This is a genomic window from Halomonas zincidurans B6, from assembly GCF_000731955.1.
GTDB classification, from domain to species: domain Bacteria; phylum Pseudomonadota; class Gammaproteobacteria; order Pseudomonadales; family Halomonadaceae; genus Modicisalibacter; species Modicisalibacter zincidurans.
Window position 1 is genome coordinate 1,379,563 of record NZ_JNCK01000001.1, and the last position, 16,083, is coordinate 1,395,645.

General features: G+C 63.6%; 17 protein-coding genes. 12 read left to right on the forward strand and 5 right to left on the reverse strand.

The genetic code is table 11. The features are described from left to right. Nucleotides 1–320 precede the first annotated feature (320 nt). Complete coding sequence (locus HALZIN_RS0106465) at nt 321–2,234, forward strand: propionyl-CoA synthetase (RefSeq protein WP_031383416.1); 1,914 nt, start codon at nt 321–323, stop codon at nt 2,232–2,234. A gap of 218 nt (nt 2,235–2,452) precedes the next feature. Here the strand turns inward: HALZIN_RS0106465 and HALZIN_RS0106470 are convergent, their stop codons facing one another. Next, nucleotides 2,453–3,577, reverse strand: a complete 1,125-nt coding sequence (locus tag HALZIN_RS0106470; protein ID WP_031383417.1) for an ISAs1 family transposase — start codon at nt 3,575–3,577, stop codon at nt 2,453–2,455. A 161-nt stretch (nt 3,578–3,738) separates the two neighbouring features. Between HALZIN_RS0106470 and HALZIN_RS0106475 the strand changes: the two genes are divergently transcribed. Together HALZIN_RS0106475 and HALZIN_RS0106480 are read left to right on the forward strand one after the other, a co-directional pair. Then, nucleotides 3,739–4,203: a flavodoxin gene (locus HALZIN_RS0106475; protein WP_031383418.1), complete on the forward strand. Its 465-nt coding sequence runs from the start codon at nt 3,739–3,741 to the stop codon at nt 4,201–4,203. Between the two features lie 16 nt (nt 4,204–4,219). Next, complete coding sequence (locus tag HALZIN_RS0106480) at nt 4,220–4,600, forward strand: hypothetical protein (protein ID WP_150113090.1); 381 nt, start codon at nt 4,220–4,222, stop codon at nt 4,598–4,600. Between the two features lie 95 nt (nt 4,601–4,695). On the opposite strand, the gene ppnN is transcribed toward HALZIN_RS0106480, so the two are convergent. Next, nucleotides 4,696–6,060 (reverse strand): nucleotide 5'-monophosphate nucleosidase PpnN, encoded by a 1,365-nt coding sequence (gene ppnN, locus HALZIN_RS0106485; RefSeq protein ID WP_031383420.1) that lies wholly within the window; start codon nt 6,058–6,060, stop codon nt 4,696–4,698. 386 nt (nt 6,061–6,446) lie between these two features. Here ppnN and HALZIN_RS0106490 point away from each other — a divergent pair, with 386 nt between their 5' ends. After that, nucleotides 6,447–7,364, forward strand: a complete 918-nt coding sequence (locus tag HALZIN_RS0106490) for a LysR family transcriptional regulator (protein ID WP_031383421.1) — start codon at nt 6,447–6,449, stop codon at nt 7,362–7,364. 93 nt (nt 7,365–7,457) lie between these two features. Here HALZIN_RS0106490 and HALZIN_RS18055 read toward each other — a convergent pair whose 3' ends face one another. Further along, nucleotides 7,458–7,628: a hypothetical protein gene (locus HALZIN_RS18055; RefSeq protein ID WP_160171091.1), complete on the reverse strand. Its 171-nt coding sequence runs from the start codon at nt 7,626–7,628 to the stop codon at nt 7,458–7,460. A 363-nt stretch (nt 7,629–7,991) separates the two neighbouring features. Between HALZIN_RS18055 and HALZIN_RS0106500 the strand changes: the two genes are divergently transcribed. The 7 genes from HALZIN_RS0106500 to HALZIN_RS0106530 all read left to right on the forward strand — a co-directional run bounded on the left by HALZIN_RS0106500 (nt 7,992) and on the right by HALZIN_RS0106530 (nt 14,159). Continuing rightward, complete coding sequence (locus tag HALZIN_RS0106500; protein WP_031383422.1) at nt 7,992–9,197, forward strand: ABC transporter substrate-binding protein; 1,206 nt, start codon at nt 7,992–7,994, stop codon at nt 9,195–9,197. Next, a complete protein-coding gene (locus tag HALZIN_RS0106505; protein WP_031383423.1) occupies nt 9,194–10,906 on the forward strand; it encodes an ABC transporter permease in 1,713 nt (570 codons plus the stop codon). Before HALZIN_RS0106500 ends, HALZIN_RS0106505 begins: the two co-directional genes overlap by 4 nt. A gap of 16 nt (nt 10,907–10,922) precedes the next feature. Next, nucleotides 10,923–11,555 (forward strand): ATP-binding cassette domain-containing protein, encoded by a 633-nt coding sequence (locus tag HALZIN_RS0106510; RefSeq protein WP_031383424.1) that lies wholly within the window; start codon nt 10,923–10,925, stop codon nt 11,553–11,555. Between the two features lie 83 nt (nt 11,556–11,638). Beyond that, nucleotides 11,639–12,262, forward strand: coding sequence for a DUF3047 domain-containing protein (locus HALZIN_RS0106515; protein ID WP_236254967.1), 624 nt, complete (start codon nt 11,639–11,641; stop codon nt 12,260–12,262). Between the two features lie 165 nt (nt 12,263–12,427). Continuing rightward, nucleotides 12,428–13,036: a sigma-70 family RNA polymerase sigma factor gene (locus HALZIN_RS0106520; RefSeq protein WP_051907417.1), complete on the forward strand. Its 609-nt coding sequence runs from the start codon at nt 12,428–12,430 to the stop codon at nt 13,034–13,036. Next, nucleotides 13,033–13,251 carry a zf-HC2 domain-containing protein gene (locus tag HALZIN_RS16775; protein WP_035575196.1) on the forward strand — a complete coding sequence of 73 codons (219 nt, stop codon included), beginning with the start codon at nt 13,033–13,035 and terminating at the stop codon, nt 13,249–13,251. Before HALZIN_RS0106520 ends, HALZIN_RS16775 begins: the two co-directional genes overlap by 4 nt. Then, nucleotides 13,248–14,159 (forward strand): AraC family transcriptional regulator, encoded by a 912-nt coding sequence (locus HALZIN_RS0106530; protein WP_084173407.1) that lies wholly within the window; start codon nt 13,248–13,250, stop codon nt 14,157–14,159. The genes HALZIN_RS16775 and HALZIN_RS0106530 overlap by 4 nt, the downstream gene beginning before the upstream one ends. Here HALZIN_RS0106530 and HALZIN_RS0106535 read toward each other — a convergent pair. Further along, the gene (locus HALZIN_RS0106535) at nt 14,149–14,451 is read right to left on the reverse strand and encodes an EthD family reductase (RefSeq protein ID WP_031383428.1); all 303 of its coding nucleotides are present in this window, start codon (nt 14,449–14,451) and stop codon (nt 14,149–14,151) included. The two genes, HALZIN_RS0106530 and HALZIN_RS0106535, sit on opposite strands and share 11 nt — an antisense overlap. Before the next feature lie 100 nt (nt 14,452–14,551). Next, nucleotides 14,552–15,220 carry a haloacid dehalogenase type II gene (locus HALZIN_RS0106540; RefSeq protein WP_031383429.1) on the reverse strand — a complete coding sequence of 223 codons (669 nt, stop codon included), beginning with the start codon at nt 15,218–15,220 and terminating at the stop codon, nt 14,552–14,554. A 178-nt stretch (nt 15,221–15,398) separates the two neighbouring features. Between HALZIN_RS0106540 and HALZIN_RS0106545 the strand changes: the two genes are divergently transcribed. Then, on the forward strand, nt 15,399–15,956 hold the full coding sequence (locus tag HALZIN_RS0106545; protein WP_031383430.1) for a carboxymuconolactone decarboxylase family protein: 558 nt from the start codon (nt 15,399–15,401) through the stop codon (nt 15,954–15,956). Nucleotides 15,957–16,083 lie beyond the last annotated feature (127 nt).

Genomic DNA, 16,083 nt, shown 5'->3' on the forward strand with positions numbered 1-16,083 from the left:
CGCGGGTGACGTGAGAGGTAACGCAACAAGTCTGCCTCTCTTACTGATTTAGCGAAACTTCAACAACCACGCAAATTTGCCGTGATAGCGCGGCAAACGCTAATTCAGCGTCACGAGGAGGGGCGACATGATTGCATGCACCGATTGTCGACAAAGCCCTGTCGGTGGCACTCAGGAAAAGTCGGCGACAGGTTTTACGGTCGACTAGCCGATGGTATGACGGGAAACCGCGCTTAAATGCTCTAGAGTTGTGTCAACAATTCATCGTGAGCCACCGCGATCGATGAAGCCGTCGATCATCCTTAAATGGCAGGCATTTCATGAGCGCATACCGGACCGAATACCAGCGATCGATCGAGCAGCCCGAAGCATTCTGGGCCGAGCAGGCGCAGCGTATTTCCTGGTTCCGCCAGCCCCATGAAATTCTCGGCTTTGACAGGCAAGGGCATGCGCGCTGGTATGGCGACGGCGAAATGAATACCTGCCATGTGGCGCTCGATCATCATGTCGCCGAGGGGCGCGGCGACCAGCCCGCCATACACTGGGATTCGCCGGTAACCGCAGGCAAGCGCACGCTGAGCTATCGGGAATTGCGCGACGAGGTGGCGCTGTTCGCCGGCGGGCTGGCCTCGCTGGGCGTGGGCAAGGGCGATCGGGTGGTGATCTACATGCCGATGGTCCCCGAGGCGCTGATCGCCATGTTCGCCTGTGCCCGGCTGGGCGCCGTGCATTCGGTGGTGTTCGGCGGATTCGCGGCGCATGAGCTCGCCGTACGCATCGAGGACGCCGAGCCGCGGGTGATCATCGCCGCTTCCTGTGGCGTCGAGGTCGACCGGATCATCGCCTACAAGCCGATCGTCGACGAGGCGCTGACGCGTAGCCGCCATCGTCCCGAGGCCTGCGTAATCCTGCAGCGCGATTCGCTGCGTGCGCAGCTCAATGACAGCGATCACGACTGGCAGGCGCTGGTGGCGGATGCTTCGCCCGCCGACTGCGTCGCCGTCAATGCCCGCGATCCGCTGTACATCCTGTACACCTCGGGAACCACCGGCAAGCCCAAGGGCGTGGTGCGCGACAATGGCGGGCATGCGGTGGCGCTGCACTACTCGATGGAGCGCGTCTATGGCATGACGCCCGGCGAGGTATTCTTCTCGGCCTCGGACGTCGGCTGGGTCGTCGGCCACTCCTACATCGTCTACGCTCCGCTGATCTACGGCTGCACCACGCTGGTCTACGAGGGCAAGCCGGTACGGACCCCCGATGCCGGGGCTTTCTGGCGCCTGATCGAGGAGTACCGAGTGCGGGCCTTCTTTACCGCGCCGACCGCCTTTCGCGCGATCAAGAAGGAAGACCCCGATGGCCGGCGGTTGGAGGGGCATGACATTTCTTGCCTGAGGACGCTGTTCCTGGCCGGCGAACGGCTCGATCCGCCGACCTTTCATTGGCTGGAGGAGCTGTTGTCGGTGCCGATCGTCGATCACTGGTGGCAGACCGAGACCGGCTGGCCGATCGTTGCCAACCTGCAGGGCCTGGAGCCGATGCCGGCCAAGGCCGGCTCGGCGACGCTGCCGGTTCCCGGGTTCGATGTGGCCGTGTTGAACGCCCAGGGCGAGCCGGCCGGCATCGGCGAGCAGGGTAGCGTGGCGATTCGCGAGCCGATGCCGCCGGGCTGTCTGGCGGGGATATGGCGCGATCCGCAGCGCTTTCAGCGTGCCTACATGGCGGCTTTCCCGGGCTACTACCTGAGCGGCGACGGCGGCTATTTTGACAAGGATGGCTATCTGTTCATCATGGGGCGCAGCGATGACGTCATCAATGTCGCCGGGCACCGCCTGTCCACCGGCGAGATGGAGGAGGTCGTCGGCTCGCACGCCGCGGTGGCCGAGTGTGCGGTCATCGGCATCCAGGACGCATTGAAAGGGCAGGTGCCGATCGCCCTGGTGATCCCCAAGGACGGCTTCGATGGCGATGTCACGGCACTCGAGCGCGAGCTGGTCGCGCTGGTGCGCGAGCGGATCGGGGCCATTGCCAGCCTGCGTCAGGCGCTGGTGGTTGCGCGGTTGCCCAAGACCCGCTCGGGCAAGATCCTGCGCAAGCTATTGCGCAACATCGCCGATGGTGAGTCCTACGGCGTTCCCTCGACCATCGACGATCCGGCCAGCCTGCAGGACGTTCACGAGGCGATGGTGGCGGGCGAGGTGGGCACCGCGCATCGCGCGCAGCAGAGCGGTTAGGCGCCGGAGGGTCTGCAGGGCAATCGCCGTTAGCGTTTCGCTCGGGGCTGATCCGTCGATAAGCCTGCGAGGAGGCGCTGTAAATACCTCCCTGTACGCTACCGACGCCATCCATGGCGTCGGACCTCCTCTTCGGCTTATCCCCGGCGCCCCTCGTCAGTTCAACTGCGATTGCCCTGGGAGGGGCTGGCAGGGCAATCGCACGTAGCGATCTATTCTCATTCAAGGCCCAGCAGATGAGCCCGGTATTCATCTGACGTCGCTGCGATGATCCGCTTGGTCTTGAAGCTGCCTTTGCGCTTCGCCGGATCCAGGCGGATCAGGTTGAGGGTCAGGCGCTTGAGGATGGCTAAGTTGTGCGCCGCATGGCCCGTGCGGGCTCGCATCTGATCATCAGCAAACGTCACGTCAAGACACCAGTGCACGCGGTCCTCAATCCCCCAGTGCTGACGGACTGCCGCGGCCAGTTGCTCGGCATCGGGCACCAGGCTGCAGATGTAGTAACGCCGTTCCCGGGTCATCCTGCCCTGCCTCTCGCGTGTCGATTCGATGACCGCAAAGCAACGCAGGTCCGGCCAGCGCGTGGGGGCGGGCAAGCATTCCAACGCATCAAAGACGTAGCAGCGGCGCGTTTCCAGCCGTCCGTGATCCTTGCTGACCGCTTCGCTGACGTGATGGGGCGTCTTGTCCGGCGGCGCTGACTGGAACAGCTCGAAAAAGTCGTTTATCGCCGCATTGAGCTGTGGCTGATTATCCTTCACTGCCAGCACATAGTCCGCCCCACGGTCGCGAATCGCCTGCGCGATGCTGGGTTGGGTCCCCATGGCATCGATCGTCACGATACATCCCTCCAGGGCCAACGTGGCCAGCAGCTCCGGAATGGCGGTCTTCTCGTTCGACTTGGCCGGTGTCGCCTGCTGGCCGAGGATGACCCCGGCAGCCGCCGCGAACGCGCTGACCCAAGCGGCGCAACAGATCGTGAAGGCCGCCGACCGCCGGCTGGTTTTGCCATCCAACGCGACGACCTGGGGCGAGAGGCCAGGCAGCGCCCCCGCCACCCAGCAACGGAAGGCATGCTCGAACTCCTTGGGGTCCATCAAACCAAAGAGGCGTGCGAAGGTATCATGTGATGGGATGCCGTTGGGTAAGGAGAGATGCTGGCGTAACCAGGCTTGCTTCTCTTGGGCCCAGAGCTCGATCTCCTCGAAGGTATCGGCGCCGACCAGGATGCCACAGGCCGCCACGGTGAGCACTTCCGGCAAGGAGTGCTGGACCTTGTTGGACTGGCGAGGATCGGTAACGGAGACGAAGACATCCATGAGAGGCTGTGAAGACTGAGGCATAGTGACGCTCGAACCAAATGCCTAGTAATACCGGCCCGCTCTAATTTCTTCAAATGCGATCGATTACCGACGTGCGATCGCCCTGGCGGGGCTGGCGAGAAACTGCGCGAGCGGTGCTTACGTGCTAATATCCGGGCAAATTTTCCAAGCAAGTCCTGCCCATGCCCACGCTCAAGATCATTGTCGGCACCGTCTACGGCGGTGCCCTGGATGTCGCCGAACAGGTCAAGCCGCTCTTCGAGCAGGCCGGCTATGAGGTTTCAATCCTCGAACAGCCGACGCTCGCCGACATTACCGATCAAGCCGCCGACCTGACCCTGTTCTGCGTCTCGACGACCGGCAGCGGCGATTATCCCGGCGGCATTACGCCGTTCGCCCGCGCGATCAACGAGCAGCATCCTATGCTCGGCGAGCTGCGTTACGGACTGATCGCGCTGGGTGACAGCTCCTATGGCGACACCTTCTGTGGCGGCGGGCGCAGTCTCGATGCGCTGCTCGAGGACCACGGCGCTCAGCGCATCGGCGAGCGACTCGAGGTCGATGCCATGGAAACCTTCATGGCCGACGATGCCGCCGTGCCCTGGGTCGAGGCGTGGATCGACGAAAACGGTCTGCGCAGCGAATGACGACGGGGTGCCAGCAATGACGACTCGCGTCATGACCGCCGAACGGGTCAGCATCCTCGTCGGCATCCTGATCGCCATGCTGACGACCTTGCTGCGCTATGTCGCCAACGGCGTGGCGCAAGATCGCTTGATCCTGTTGTGCATCGCCGCCGTGGTGGTCCTGGGGGTCGCCGTGGCCTCCTGGCGATTGCTTGACGCCGGCGCGCGCCAGCGCTTGCCGGTGTTGCTGGGGCGGATGGGCGTGGCCATGCTCTCGAGCCTGCTGGTGGTCGCGGTATGGCAGGGCCTCCAGGGCGGGATGGCCAATCTCGACGGCCTGGCCGTGCTCTCGCACGGCACGGCGCTGGGGCTGCTGATTCATGCCCTGGCGTCGGGCTGGCGCCGCAAGCGCGCCTGATCGCTCGCTGGGTCATTCATCAAGGCCGGCCGCTGGCGGCCGGTTTTTGCATTGAGGCGACAAAGCGCTCAGAAAAGGCCGCGATTTGCGGCTTCCTAGCCCAGCGTGTAGCAAGGAACGTAGTGACTGCCGGGCAGCTTCATGCGCCCCTGGGCGACGAATGAATTGAGCAGGGCATCCAGCCGCGCCATCAGTTCGGCCTCGGCGTGCAGCCGGAAAGGGCCGTGCGCCTCGATGGCGCGAATGCCGGGTTCCTTGACGTTGCCGGCGACGATGCCCGAGAACGCCCGGCGCAGATTGGCGGCGAGTTCATGGATCGGCTGGTCGTGATGGAGCTGCAGGGCGGCCATGGCCTCATGGGTGGGCTCGAAGGGCTGCTGGAAGCCGGGCTGCACGTTGAGGCGCCAGTTGTAGTAGAAGGCGTCGTTGTGCGCGCGACGGAATTCGGTGACCTCGTCGATTCCCTTGCGCATGGCGCGAGCCACCTTGGCCGGGTCGTCGATGATGATGCGATAGCGCTGGCAGACCTCATCACCCAGCGTATAGCGCAGGAATTCATCGATGCGCTTGAAGTAGTCGGCGGCGCTCGGCGGGCCGCTGAAGATGACCGGGAACGGCGTGTCGGCGTTCTCCGGGTGCAACAGGATGCCCAGCAGGTAGAGCGCTTCCTCGGCGGTGCCCACGCCGCCGGGAAAGATGATGATGCCATGACCGACGCGCACGAACGCCTCGAGCCGCTTCTCGATGTCGGGCATCACCACCAGTTCGTTGACGATCGGGTTGGGCGACTCGGCGGCGATGATCCCGGGCTCGGAAATGCCCAAGTAGCGGCCATGCCTGCGACGTTGCTTGGCGTGCGCGACGTTGGCGCCCTTCATGGGGCCCTTCATGGCGCCGGGGCCGCAGCCGGTGCAGATATCCAGATCGCGCAGTCCCAGATGATAGCCGACATCCTTGGTGTAGTCGTACTCCTCGCGCGAGATCGAGTGGCCGCCCCAGCACACCACCAGGCTGGGCTCGCGGGACGGCTTGAGCGTGCCGGCGTTGCGCAGGATATGAAAGACCGCGTTGGTGGTGCCGTCGCCGGTCGTCAGGTCGAAGCGCGAGTGCTGCTGGATCTCGTTGAAGACATACACGATGTCGCGCAGGATCGCCGACAGGTGTTCGCGGATACCGCGGATCATGCGGCCGTCGACGAACGCCTCGGCGGGGGCATTGGTGAGCTTGAGGCGGATGCCGCGATCCTGCTGCAGCACCTCGATATCGAAATCGCGATAGGCTTCCATTACCGCCAGCCCATCGTCGGTCGGCGAGCCGCAGTTGAGCACCGCCAGGGCGCAGCGGCGCAACAGATCGTGAAGGCCGTTGGCCGACGTGTCGCGCAGGCGGTTGACCTCCTGCTGAGACAGCACCTCGAGGCTGCCTTCCGGGGAAATCGTGGTTGAAATCGTTTCCGGCATTAGCGGTTCCTTGTCATGCCTGCAATACAGGTCGCGGCGCATACGGCGTCGTTCCATGAATGAAAGTTCCATACGGGCGCGGTCAGCGACGTCCCGCTCCATTGACCATCGTACTGGCTCGAGCATCTCGGCGAGCGTCGAGATGCGAGCCGGTCGCGACAGCGGTTTTTACCTGAGCGTAGTTCTTGCGTAGTGCTTGCATAGCGCCTGTCGAACGATGCTAACACGCCGGTGTCCCGGCCGCAGCGCTGCGCCGTGGGGCCATTCTTTGCTAAGATAGCGCCCGGCATGTCATCTGACGGCAACGAGGCCCGGGGTGCGCCCGTGTCGAGCCGTTGCCTGGCGCGCTGTGGTCAATGAAATTCCAGCGAGTGGTCGCCCGTTCCATGTTCAATGCCCAGTATTTCCGTACGTTCATAACCCTGGTCGAAACCGGCAGCTTCACGCATACGGCACGGCGACTCGAGATGACCCAGCCCGGGGTCAGTCAGCACATTCGCAAGCTGGAGAACTATCTCGACAAGTCGCTGATCAATCGCTACGGGCGTCGCTTTACGCTTACCGAGGCCGGCCGGCGGGCTTACGATTACTCAGTTCGGCTGTTCGCCGAGCACGAGCATTTTCGCCACTCGCTGGATGACGAGTCGCTGGATTCGGGCGATTGTCGCGTCGCCTCGCCGGGCAGCATCGGACTGTTGTTCTATCCGTTCATTCTCGGTTATCAGCAGATGCATCCCGGGCTCACCGTCAGCTACAGTTTCGCCTTCAACGACGAGATCATCCAGGACGTGGTGGCCGGCCGCTACGACCTGGGTATCGTCACCGAGGTGTTCAAGCACCCCGACCTGAAATTCGAGCCCTGGCATCAGGAGCCGCTGTGCCTGGTGGTGCCGGCCGATTTTACCGGTACCTCGCTGCAGGAGCTGATGGCGCTGGGCTTCATGAACTACTCGGACGGCATCAACTATGCCGGCCAGCTGCTGCGCGCCAATTTCGCCGGCGAGTTTCGCTCGATGAGTCACTTTCCGCGCCAGGGGCATACCAACGAGGTCGCCATGGTGCTCGACGCCGTCGCGCGCGGGCTGGGTTTCACCGTGGTCTCGCGGCCGGTGCTGGAGACCTCGCCCTGGCAGCGCCAGGTCAAGGCGTTGACGCTGCCGCATCAGGCCTACGAGTCGCTGTACATCGTCACCCAGGCGGGTACCGAGACGCCGAAGCGATACATGCAATTGCTCGACGATTTCCGCGAGGAGCGGCGAAACACGCTGTACGGGCTGGTCGAGGAGCCGGGATTCGATATCTGAAGGACGACGAGCGCAAGCCGGCCTGCAAAAGCCGCTGAAGACCGAACCGAGCTCATCGTATGACAGCCTGTGGCCGGCATTCGGTTTGCGTCTTCAAGACGTTTGTCGGGTAGCTGCCTCGGCGATGTCGGCGAAGATCGTATCCAGCCTGGCGGCGATGTCGGACAGTGACTCGGCCTCGCCGGGGGTCTCCAGGCCCGCGATATAGGGCGAAAAGATCGCACTGGGCTGCTCGCTGTGCGGCGGTCTGGGTGGGGCCCACATCGGTCACGATGCCCATGTTGTTGGCGGCAATCGCGCTCTTCAGCCGGCTCAGCAATGTCGCGTAGCTCTGTTGCGTTGGCATGACCTGCCAGCCGTCCGCCGGCCATCGCGTCTGCGCCATGCCGGGCGAGACCCCATTATCAGCATCAGAGCAAGGGCCCAGCGCAGGGCGCGCTTGTGGATGTCTCTCATGACTGCATCTCATGGAGTGGCGAAAATGTGCGTTGCCAGTGACGCAACGCCGAAGGGTGTACGCCGAACGTGTTCGTAGGGCGCGGCGTATTGGGCGGATGGGAGATTGCCCACGAAGAACGAATGTCGCTGCGCCACGACCAAGACGGTGATCAATCGAGGGAGAGAGGCATGACGTATTCGCGAGGCTTGCTGGTGGCGGTGTTGTCGCTGTTGCCAACCATGGGCCAGGCCTACGAGTTGTCCGACTGGGACTCGGTGACCGCGGCCGCCCGGGGGCAGACCGTGTACTGGAACGCCTGGGGCGGCGATCCGCGGACCAATGCCTATATCGATTGGGTGGCCGAGCAGGTCGACCAGCGTTACGGCATCGATCTCGAGCACGTCAAAGTGGGCGATACCGGCGAGGCGGTGACCCGCGTGCTGGCCGAGAAGGCGGCGGATAACGAAGACCGAGGTGCGGTCGACCTGATCTGGCTCAACGGCGAGAACTTCGCCGCCATGAAGGAAAATGACCTGCTCTATGGTCCCTGGGCCGAGCGACTGCCCAATTTCTCGCTGACCGCCCCCGAGCAGAACCCCGAAGTGCGCGAGGACTTCACCTTGCCGGTCGAGGGGTACGAAGCGCCCTGGGGGCGTGCACAGCTCACCTTCTATTACGACAGTGGGCGTGTCGACGCGCCGCCGCGCAGCATTCCCGCGTTGCTCGACTGGGCCAAGGCGAACCCTGGGCGCTTCACCTATCCGCAGCCGCCGGCCTTTCTGGGCACGACCTTCCTCAAGCAGGCGTTGCTGGCATTGACCGAGCAGCGCGAGGCGCTCTATGCGCCGGTCGGCGAAGCCGATTTCGAGGCCGTCACCGCGCCGCTGTGGGACTACCTGGACCGCTTGCATCCTTATCTATGGCGCGAGGGCGAACGCTTCCCCTCGGGCGGGCCTCAGATGCGCCAGCTGATGGGTGACGGGGCGCTGAGCCTGGCGTTCACCTTCACCCCCACGGCGCCGGCTGCCGGGGTGCTCGATTATCAACTACCGCCGACCACGCGCAGCTATATTCTCGACGGCGGCACGCTGGGCAACGTGCATTTCGTCGCCATTCCCTTCAATGCCCAGCACAAGGCCGGCGCGCTGACGATCGCCAACTTCCTGCTCTCGCCGGAGGCCCAGGCCCGCAAGCAGGATCTTGCGCTGTGGGGCGATGCCACGGTGCTGGACATGTCGCGCCTGAGCCCCGATCAGCGTGAGGCGTTCACCCGCGATGGCCGGGCTGCCGAGAGCCTGCCGCCGCCGTCGCTGGGCAAGACGCTGCGCGAACCCCATCCCTCCTGGATCGAGCCCCTCGAGCAGGCCTGGCGGCAGCGTTACGGCGCGCAATGACATCGGCCGTTGCCTACCGGCTCGTCGTCGGGGTGCTGCCCTGGCTGACCATCGCCTTGCTCAGCGTGCCGGTGGCCGCCGGTACGCTGGGCGCGCTGGCGCCAGCCTTCGGCTGGCTGCCGGTACTCGGCGGTGAACACCTGACCCTGGTCCCCTGGCGGCAGCTCTTCGCGGTACCGGGCCTCGCCGACATGGCGCGGCTCAGCCTGGTGACCGGGTTGGCCAGCACGGCGCTGTCGCTGGTCCTGGTGGTGCTATTTTTGGGCAGCTTCCTGGGCACGCCGCTGTATCGGCGCATTCAGCGCTGGCTGTCGCCGTTGCTGGCGGTGCCTCACGCGGCGGCGGCGATCGGCCTGGCGTTCCTGCTGACCCCATCGGGGTGGGTGGTGCGTGGCTTCTCGCCCTGGCTGAGCGGCTGGGCCTACCCACCGGATTATGCGTTTCCCGGCGATGCCTGGGGGCTGTCGCTAATCTTGGGCTTGATCATCAAGGAGGTTCCCTTCCTGCTGCTGATGAGCCTGGCAGCCCTGGTGCAGTGCCAGGCCGGCGAGCGCCTGCGCGTGGCACGCAGTCTGGGCTATCGTCCGCTGACGGCCTTTCTCAAGGGTGTCATGCCCGGGCTCTATCCCTTGCTGCGGTTGCCCGTCTATGCGGTGATCGCCTTTGCCACCTCGACGGTGGACGTGGCCATGATCCTGGGCCCCACGACGCCTTCGACGCTTGCGGTGTCGGTGGTCGGCTGGCTCAACGACCCCGCGCTGTCGATGCGCTTCATGGCCTCGGCGGGGGCGATGCTGCAACTGCTGCTGACGCTGGCTGCCTTGTTGATCTGGTGGTCGTTGGAGCGATTGGTGGCACGCATAAGCCGGGGCTGGTGCCGGGACGGGCGGCGCCACTGCGGCGAGCGCTGGCTGGGCAGCATCGCCTGGCTGGCCATGCGCACGGTGCTGGGCCTGATGATGTCCGCCCTGGCGGGGCTGGCGCTGTGGTCGGTGGCCGGGTACTGGCCGTTCCCGCAGTTCCTGCCCTGGCCGCCGACCGTGCATAACTGGCTGAACGCGGCCGATGACCTGATCGCCCCGGTGTGGCAAACGCTCGGCGTCGCGCTCACCGCGACCCTCGTCTCGGTGGTGATGGTGCTGGGCGCGTTGGAGGCGGAGACCCAGCGCCGTCGGCCGATGCGCCCCTGGGCGCAACGGATTCTGTACCTGCCGCTGCTGGTGCCATCGGTGGCCTTCCTGTTCGGGCTGGTCATGATCCAGGCGCAAGTCGGCATCCGGCCCGGCTTGGGCGCGGTCATCATCGGGCATGCGGTGTTCGTGCTGCCCTACGTCTTTCTGTCCCTGGCGGAAAGCTATCGGCGCCTGGACCCGCGCTGGAGCCATCAGGCACGCAGCCTCGGTGCCGGGCCATGGCGGGTCTTCTTGCGCGTGCGCCTGCCGTTGTTGCTGGCGCCGATCCTGACCGCGGCGGCGGTGGGCTTCGCGGTGAGCGTCGGCCAGTACCTGCCTACCATTTTGCTGGGCGCCGGGCGCGTGGTTACGGTGACCACCGAGGCGGTCAGCCTGGCCAGCGGCGGGGACCGGCGGCTGACCGCCATCTACGCCCTGGTCCAGTTGTTGCTGCCGGCCTTGGGGTTTTTGCTGGCGATGCGGGTGCCGCGCTATGTGTTTCGACGGCGGCGCGGTCTGCTGCCAGGTGCCGATTGATGAAAGGATGCATGCCATGGCGTCATTGATGCTCGACGACATCGTCATCGAACAGGGCCAGCAGCGCCTGCTGAGTCTGGACACCACGGTCGCCCCCGGTGAGGTGCTGACCGTCATGGGGCCCTCCGGTGTGGGCAAGTCCACCTTGCTGGCGTTCATCGCGGGATTCCTGAACCCGGCCTTCCAGGCGCGGGGACGCGTGATGCTCGATGAGACACGCATCGATACGCTGCCCGCCGAGCGGCGTCGTGTGGGGGTGCTGTTTCAGGATCCGCTGCTGTTTCCGCATCTCGACGTCGGGGGCAACCTGGCCTTCGGCATGGCGCGCGAAGGCACGCGTCGGCAACGCCGTGAGCGCATTCATGAGGCCTTGTTGTCGGTGGGTCTGGAGGCGTTCGCAGGGCGCGACCCGGCGACGCTGTCCGGCGGGCAGAAGGCGCGGGTCGCGCTGTTGCGGGTGCTGTTGTCGCAGCCGCGCGCGATCCTGCTCGACGAGCCGTTCTCCAAGCTGGACGCCGAGCGGCGCGGCGAGATTCGTCACTGGGTCTTCGAGCGCGTGCGCGATCACCGGCTCCCCACGCTGATGGTGACCCACGACGAGGCCGACGCCCGGGCGGCCGACGGGCGTATCGTGAGGTTGACCGAATGAGGTGTCGCAATGGGACGTATCGACCAGGAGGGACGCACATGATGACGTATCACTGGGTTTTTCGGGCGCTTGTCCTGGGGAGCATGACGCTCTCGACAAGCGCCGTGGCCGCTGAAATCGATTTCTCCGCCCGGGACATGGTGTCCTGGTCGACGCGCTCCTTCGAGGGGCAGACGCGTTACGCGGTGGTTCGCGACGGCGGCGTCGAGGTGCTCGAGGCAAACGCGCGGGGCCAGGCCTCCGCCAAGTACCTGGAGCGCGAGATCGACCTGAGCGAGACCCCTTACCTGCGCTGGTGCTGGAAGGTGAATGCCCGTTATGCGGGGCTCGACGAGCGTACCCGGGCCGGTGACGACTACCCCGGCCGGCTCTACGTGGCGCGCAAGACGGGGCTGCTGCCGTGGCAGGTGCAATCGGTGAACTACGTATGGTCCTCCAATCAGGCCGCCGGGGCACGCTGGCCGAATGCCTTCACCGACCGGGCGATGCTGCTGGCCCTTCAGGGAAAACGCTCGCCGCTCGGCGAGTGGCGGGCGGAAGTGCGCGACGTGAGCGCCGATTTCAAGACGCTGTTCGGCGATGCCGCGAACACGATCGACGGCGTGGCGCTGATGAGCGATGGCGACAACGCGGGCGGCGACGCCACCGCCTGGTATTACGGCGTCGGCTTCTCCGACTCGCCGGCGCCCCCGGATTGTCCGGGGTGAATCAGAGCAGAGATAGCGTCATGCTGACACGGGATGTCGACACGCCACGCGATCTCGAACGCTGGCGCATGCTGGACGCTAGGGTATCGATGCGGGTTTGGGCGGATGGTGGATGACACGTTTTATTGCCATGATGGGCGATGCTCATCGAAGGGGAAGCGCATCATGGCAGCAAGACCCGATTCGTCATCTGACGCGGGATCTCTCGGCGAGCGTCAACGTCGCCTGGCGGCGGTACGGCCGCGGCTACTGGCTTTCGCGCGTCTGCAATTGCGCGATGCCTCCGAGGCAGACGATGTCGTGCAGGAGGCTCTGATCACCGCCGTCGAGAAAAATGACAGTTTCGAAGGAAAATCCGGTTACGAGACCTGGGTCTTTGGGATTCTGAAACACAAGATTCTCGATGCACTGCGTGCCCAGAAGCGCCGGGGACAATGGCAGTCCTGGGACGATGACGGCGTCGAGGAGGCCATCGAACGGCAATTTCAGGACACCGGCAGGTGGACGAGAATGGCGCGCCCCAGGTCCTGGGGCGATCCCGAGAGCACGCTTGCCAGCGAGCGGTTCTGGCAGGTGTTCGATAGCTGCATGATCGCGCTGCCCGATAATATTGCCAGGGTCTTCACGCTGCGCGAACTCATGGGGCTCTCCACGCGTCAGATTTGCGAAGAGGTCGGTATCCAGGAAAACAACTGCTGGGTCGTCCTGCATCGCGGCCGCCTGTTGTTGCGCGCGTGTCTGGAAAAGGGCTGGCTGGCGGAGGCCGACTCATGAAAATGCTGATGTGCCGAGAGGCCACGCGGCTGATGTCGAAGCGTTTGGATGTGCCGTTGGGCATTCAGGAAAAAATGGCGCTGAAATTTCACCTGGCCATGTGCGGGGCCTGCAAGCAATGCAATAAGCAGTTTCAATTGATGCACGATGCAGGACGCGTCCTGGAACATCAGACCCCGACAACGCCCTTCGATCTGGGTGGCGATTCTCGATGACACACCGCGAAACACGAGAAGACGTTGCCCGGGATCCACTGACGGCACTCCTGAAACCCATCTTCATGGGGAGTGATTTTTACCATGTCGCCAAGCAATGCGGCGATTGGCTGCTGTCGCATGAACATGCCGTCGCCCCGAGCTTTCATCTGGTGACCGAGGGGCAGTGTCGTCTTGCCTGGCATGACGGGGGCGAGGAGCATTTGCAGGCCGGCGACTTGGCGTTCTTTCCCGGTGATACGCCGCACCAACTTACACCCCAGGGCGTGCCCGCCGATACGCCGACGCAGGTGGTAACGCTACGCAGTTCACGACCGGGCGTGGGATTGATCTGCGGCCATTTTCGCTTCGTGCATGACGTCCCCCCGGCCTGGTTCGGCGCGTTGCCGCGTATCGTGCGTATTCCCCGGCAGGCGCGTGGGCAAACGTTTCAACATGCGGTCGAGGCCTTTGCCCAGGAGTTGTCCAACGGCAATGCGCCCGGACACGCCCCGGTGACGAATGCCTTGGCCAATGCCCTGTTGATCCTGATGCTGCGCCACTGTCTGGAGACGCAGCTGCTCGATCACCGTCACCTGATGGCGTTTCTGGACGCCCCTATTAGCCGTGCACTCAAGTTGTTGCATGAAGATCCGAGACGCGACTGGACGCTGCACGAACTGGCCCGTGCCGTGGGGCTTTCCCGTTCGAGTTTCAGTGAACGTTTCCATCGCGTCGTGGGGATGACCGTGGTGCGCTATCAAGGACGGCTGCGCATGATATTGGCGGACCAGGCCCTCGCCAACGGCGAGAGCATCGTGGGAGCCATGCTGGCCAGCGGCTATCGCTCGGAATCCACCTTTCGCAAGGCCTACAAGCGGATCAGGGGCGAGCCGCCCTCACGTCTTAAAACGCACGCTACGGAGTGACCACCTCGCTGACCTGCAACACCGGTTCCACATTGGTGAAGTGGGGAACGTCGTCCATGAGCTGCTGCCCCACGGCGTCAAAAGCCGACTCGAAAGCCTCCGCCGAATCGAATCCCAGATGAGCCATCAAGTGGTAGGGAGACGCGGCATCGGTACCGCGATGAATTCTCGCATAACGCAGGACGTGTTCGCCTAGTTTTTCCTCGACAAGAGGAACATGTTTTTCCAGGTAGTACTGATCATCGAAGGTAAGATCATTCTGGTTGGGATACGCTACCATGACGTCGATCATTGTCGTCTCCAGGGAATAGACAAGAATTGAGGGAGTGTTCTCGTTCAGTCGTGTGGTGACTCTACACCTTACATGTCGCTTCACTCTTTCAGTCACGGCTTTACGTTTTAACGTCTGCCATCAGTTGCTGGCTCAGCGTCGTGAGTGAATCGGCTTGCCAGTCCGGCTCGAAGAGTTGTGTGTCGATTACTTTTCCGGGGCGAGCGATGAACCCGGTCCTATATCCCGCGCTGGCGGCGCCGATAAGGTCCCAGCCATGAGCCGCGATCATGACCAGCTCACGCGGTGATACCTGCCAGTGATCGGCAACATATTGGTACGCGATTGGGCTTGGCTTGTAGGTCTCTACGGAATCGACGCTTAGCACGGCGTCGAAAAGGTCTCTCAATCCGGCGTTTTCCAACTGACACTGCACGGCGTCGAGGGTGCCGTTGGTCAGAGCGGTCAATTGATAGCCTGCAGTGCGAAGCTTGGTGAGGGCAGGCGCTGCATCGGGGTGCGGTGGCAAGGTGACCAGTATGTCAATGAGCTGGCGCTGGTGGTCGTCGCTAATGTCGACACCATGACGCAAACCGGTTTGCCGCAAGGCACTTTTCGCGAGCAATCCGAAGGGAAAGTAGCGACCGGAAAGGGTGGTCGTCATCCATGCCCCTTCCAGGGTCAGGAACCACTCGCCACGCACGGCCGCATTGCCAAACATCTTCTCGAAAAGTGGCGTCAATGCTGCGGTATCGAGCAACGTCTCATTGATATCGAATACCAGGATCATGTGTGTTTTCCGCTATCAGGTAAAAGGCCCATCACTCAAGCATGCGTGGCCGTGCTCCGCAGCGATTTTGGCTTGATAGTGTACGCTGCGACATGAATTGGAGACGTGGAGTAGCATTCTTTGCGCCCGAGGGGGGGCTACGCTGGTGGCTGACATACGTCATCACGAGGAGAGTTACATGACGGACTTCACACTGCATACGGTCGACAGCGCGCCCCAGGAAGCCAAGGAACGCCTGGAAAGCACGCAAAAACAGATGGGGTTTTTGCCCAACCTGTTCGCCAAGATGGCCGAGGCTCCGGCGCTGCTGGAGGCCTACCAGACGCTCGACGAGATCTACTCACGGACCAGTCTGACGGCGGCGCAGCAGCAGGTCGCGCTACTCGCCATCAGTTCCGTCAATGGCTGCAGCTTCTGCGTGGCCGCTCATACCGGTGGGGCGAAAGCGGCCAAGGTGCCGCAGGGCGACATTGCCAAGCTGCGCGAGCTGCAAAACCCCGATGACCCGAGACTCAACGCCGTGTCGCGCTTTGCCAAGCATCTCGTCGAGGCACGGGGCTGGGCCAAGGATGCCGAGATTCAGGCGTTTCTGGAGGCCGGTTTCGAAAAACAGCAGTTGCTCGAGCTGGTGATTGCCGTCAGCCTCAAGACGCTATCCAACTACACCAATCATATCGCCGGCACGCCGCTCAACGACGAGTTAAAGCCTCTCGAATGGCAGGATCCGCGTACTTGAGAGATGTGAACGTGCGACACTAGCGGTCGCGCAAGAGAAGGTGGGCGATATACCGGCGTCGGTGTATCGCTTTTTTCATGGTGGCGACGGCGGTGGCCTGCAAGGATATTGGTCGGGTAGCGACTCA

What these genes read in the sequence shown, in the direction of transcription:
- HALZIN_RS0106505 (WP_031383423.1), top strand. Translation starts at nt 9,194, where the DNA reads ATGACATCGGCCGTTGCCTACCGGCTCGTCGTCGGGGTGCTGCCCTGG.
- ppnN (WP_031383420.1), bottom strand. Translation starts at nt 6,060, where the DNA reads ATGCCGGAAACGATTTCAACCACGATTTCCCCGGAAGGCAGCCTCGAG.
- HALZIN_RS0106520 (WP_051907417.1), top strand. Translation starts at nt 12,428, where the DNA reads ATGGCAGCAAGACCCGATTCGTCATCTGACGCGGGATCTCTCGGCGAG.
- HALZIN_RS0106535 (WP_031383428.1), bottom strand. Translation starts at nt 14,451, where the DNA reads ATGATCGACGTCATGGTAGCGTATCCCAACCAGAATGATCTTACCTTC.
- HALZIN_RS0106515 (WP_236254967.1), top strand. Translation starts at nt 11,639, where the DNA reads ATGACGCTCTCGACAAGCGCCGTGGCCGCTGAAATCGATTTCTCCGCC.
- HALZIN_RS0106510 (WP_031383424.1), top strand. Translation starts at nt 10,923, where the DNA reads ATGGCGTCATTGATGCTCGACGACATCGTCATCGAACAGGGCCAGCAG.
- HALZIN_RS0106500 (WP_031383422.1), top strand. Translation starts at nt 7,992, where the DNA reads ATGACGTATTCGCGAGGCTTGCTGGTGGCGGTGTTGTCGCTGTTGCCA.
- HALZIN_RS0106480 (WP_150113090.1), top strand. Translation starts at nt 4,220, where the DNA reads ATGACGACTCGCGTCATGACCGCCGAACGGGTCAGCATCCTCGTCGGC.
- HALZIN_RS18055 (WP_160171091.1), bottom strand. Translation starts at nt 7,628, where the DNA reads ATGTGGGCCCCACCCAGACCGCCGCACAGCGAGCAGCCCAGTGCGATC.
- HALZIN_RS0106470 (WP_031383417.1), bottom strand. Translation starts at nt 3,577, where the DNA reads ATGCCTCAGTCTTCACAGCCTCTCATGGATGTCTTCGTCTCCGTTACC.
- HALZIN_RS0106490 (WP_031383421.1), top strand. Translation starts at nt 6,447, where the DNA reads ATGTTCAATGCCCAGTATTTCCGTACGTTCATAACCCTGGTCGAAACC.
- HALZIN_RS16775 (WP_035575196.1), top strand. Translation starts at nt 13,033, where the DNA reads ATGAAAATGCTGATGTGCCGAGAGGCCACGCGGCTGATGTCGAAGCGT.
- HALZIN_RS0106545 (WP_031383430.1), top strand. Translation starts at nt 15,399, where the DNA reads ATGACGGACTTCACACTGCATACGGTCGACAGCGCGCCCCAGGAAGCC.
- HALZIN_RS0106540 (WP_031383429.1), bottom strand. Translation starts at nt 15,220, where the DNA reads ATGATCCTGGTATTCGATATCAATGAGACGTTGCTCGATACCGCAGCA.
- HALZIN_RS0106530 (WP_084173407.1), top strand. Translation starts at nt 13,248, where the DNA reads ATGACACACCGCGAAACACGAGAAGACGTTGCCCGGGATCCACTGACG.
- HALZIN_RS0106465 (WP_031383416.1), top strand. Translation starts at nt 321, where the DNA reads ATGAGCGCATACCGGACCGAATACCAGCGATCGATCGAGCAGCCCGAA.
- HALZIN_RS0106475 (WP_031383418.1), top strand. Translation starts at nt 3,739, where the DNA reads ATGCCCACGCTCAAGATCATTGTCGGCACCGTCTACGGCGGTGCCCTG.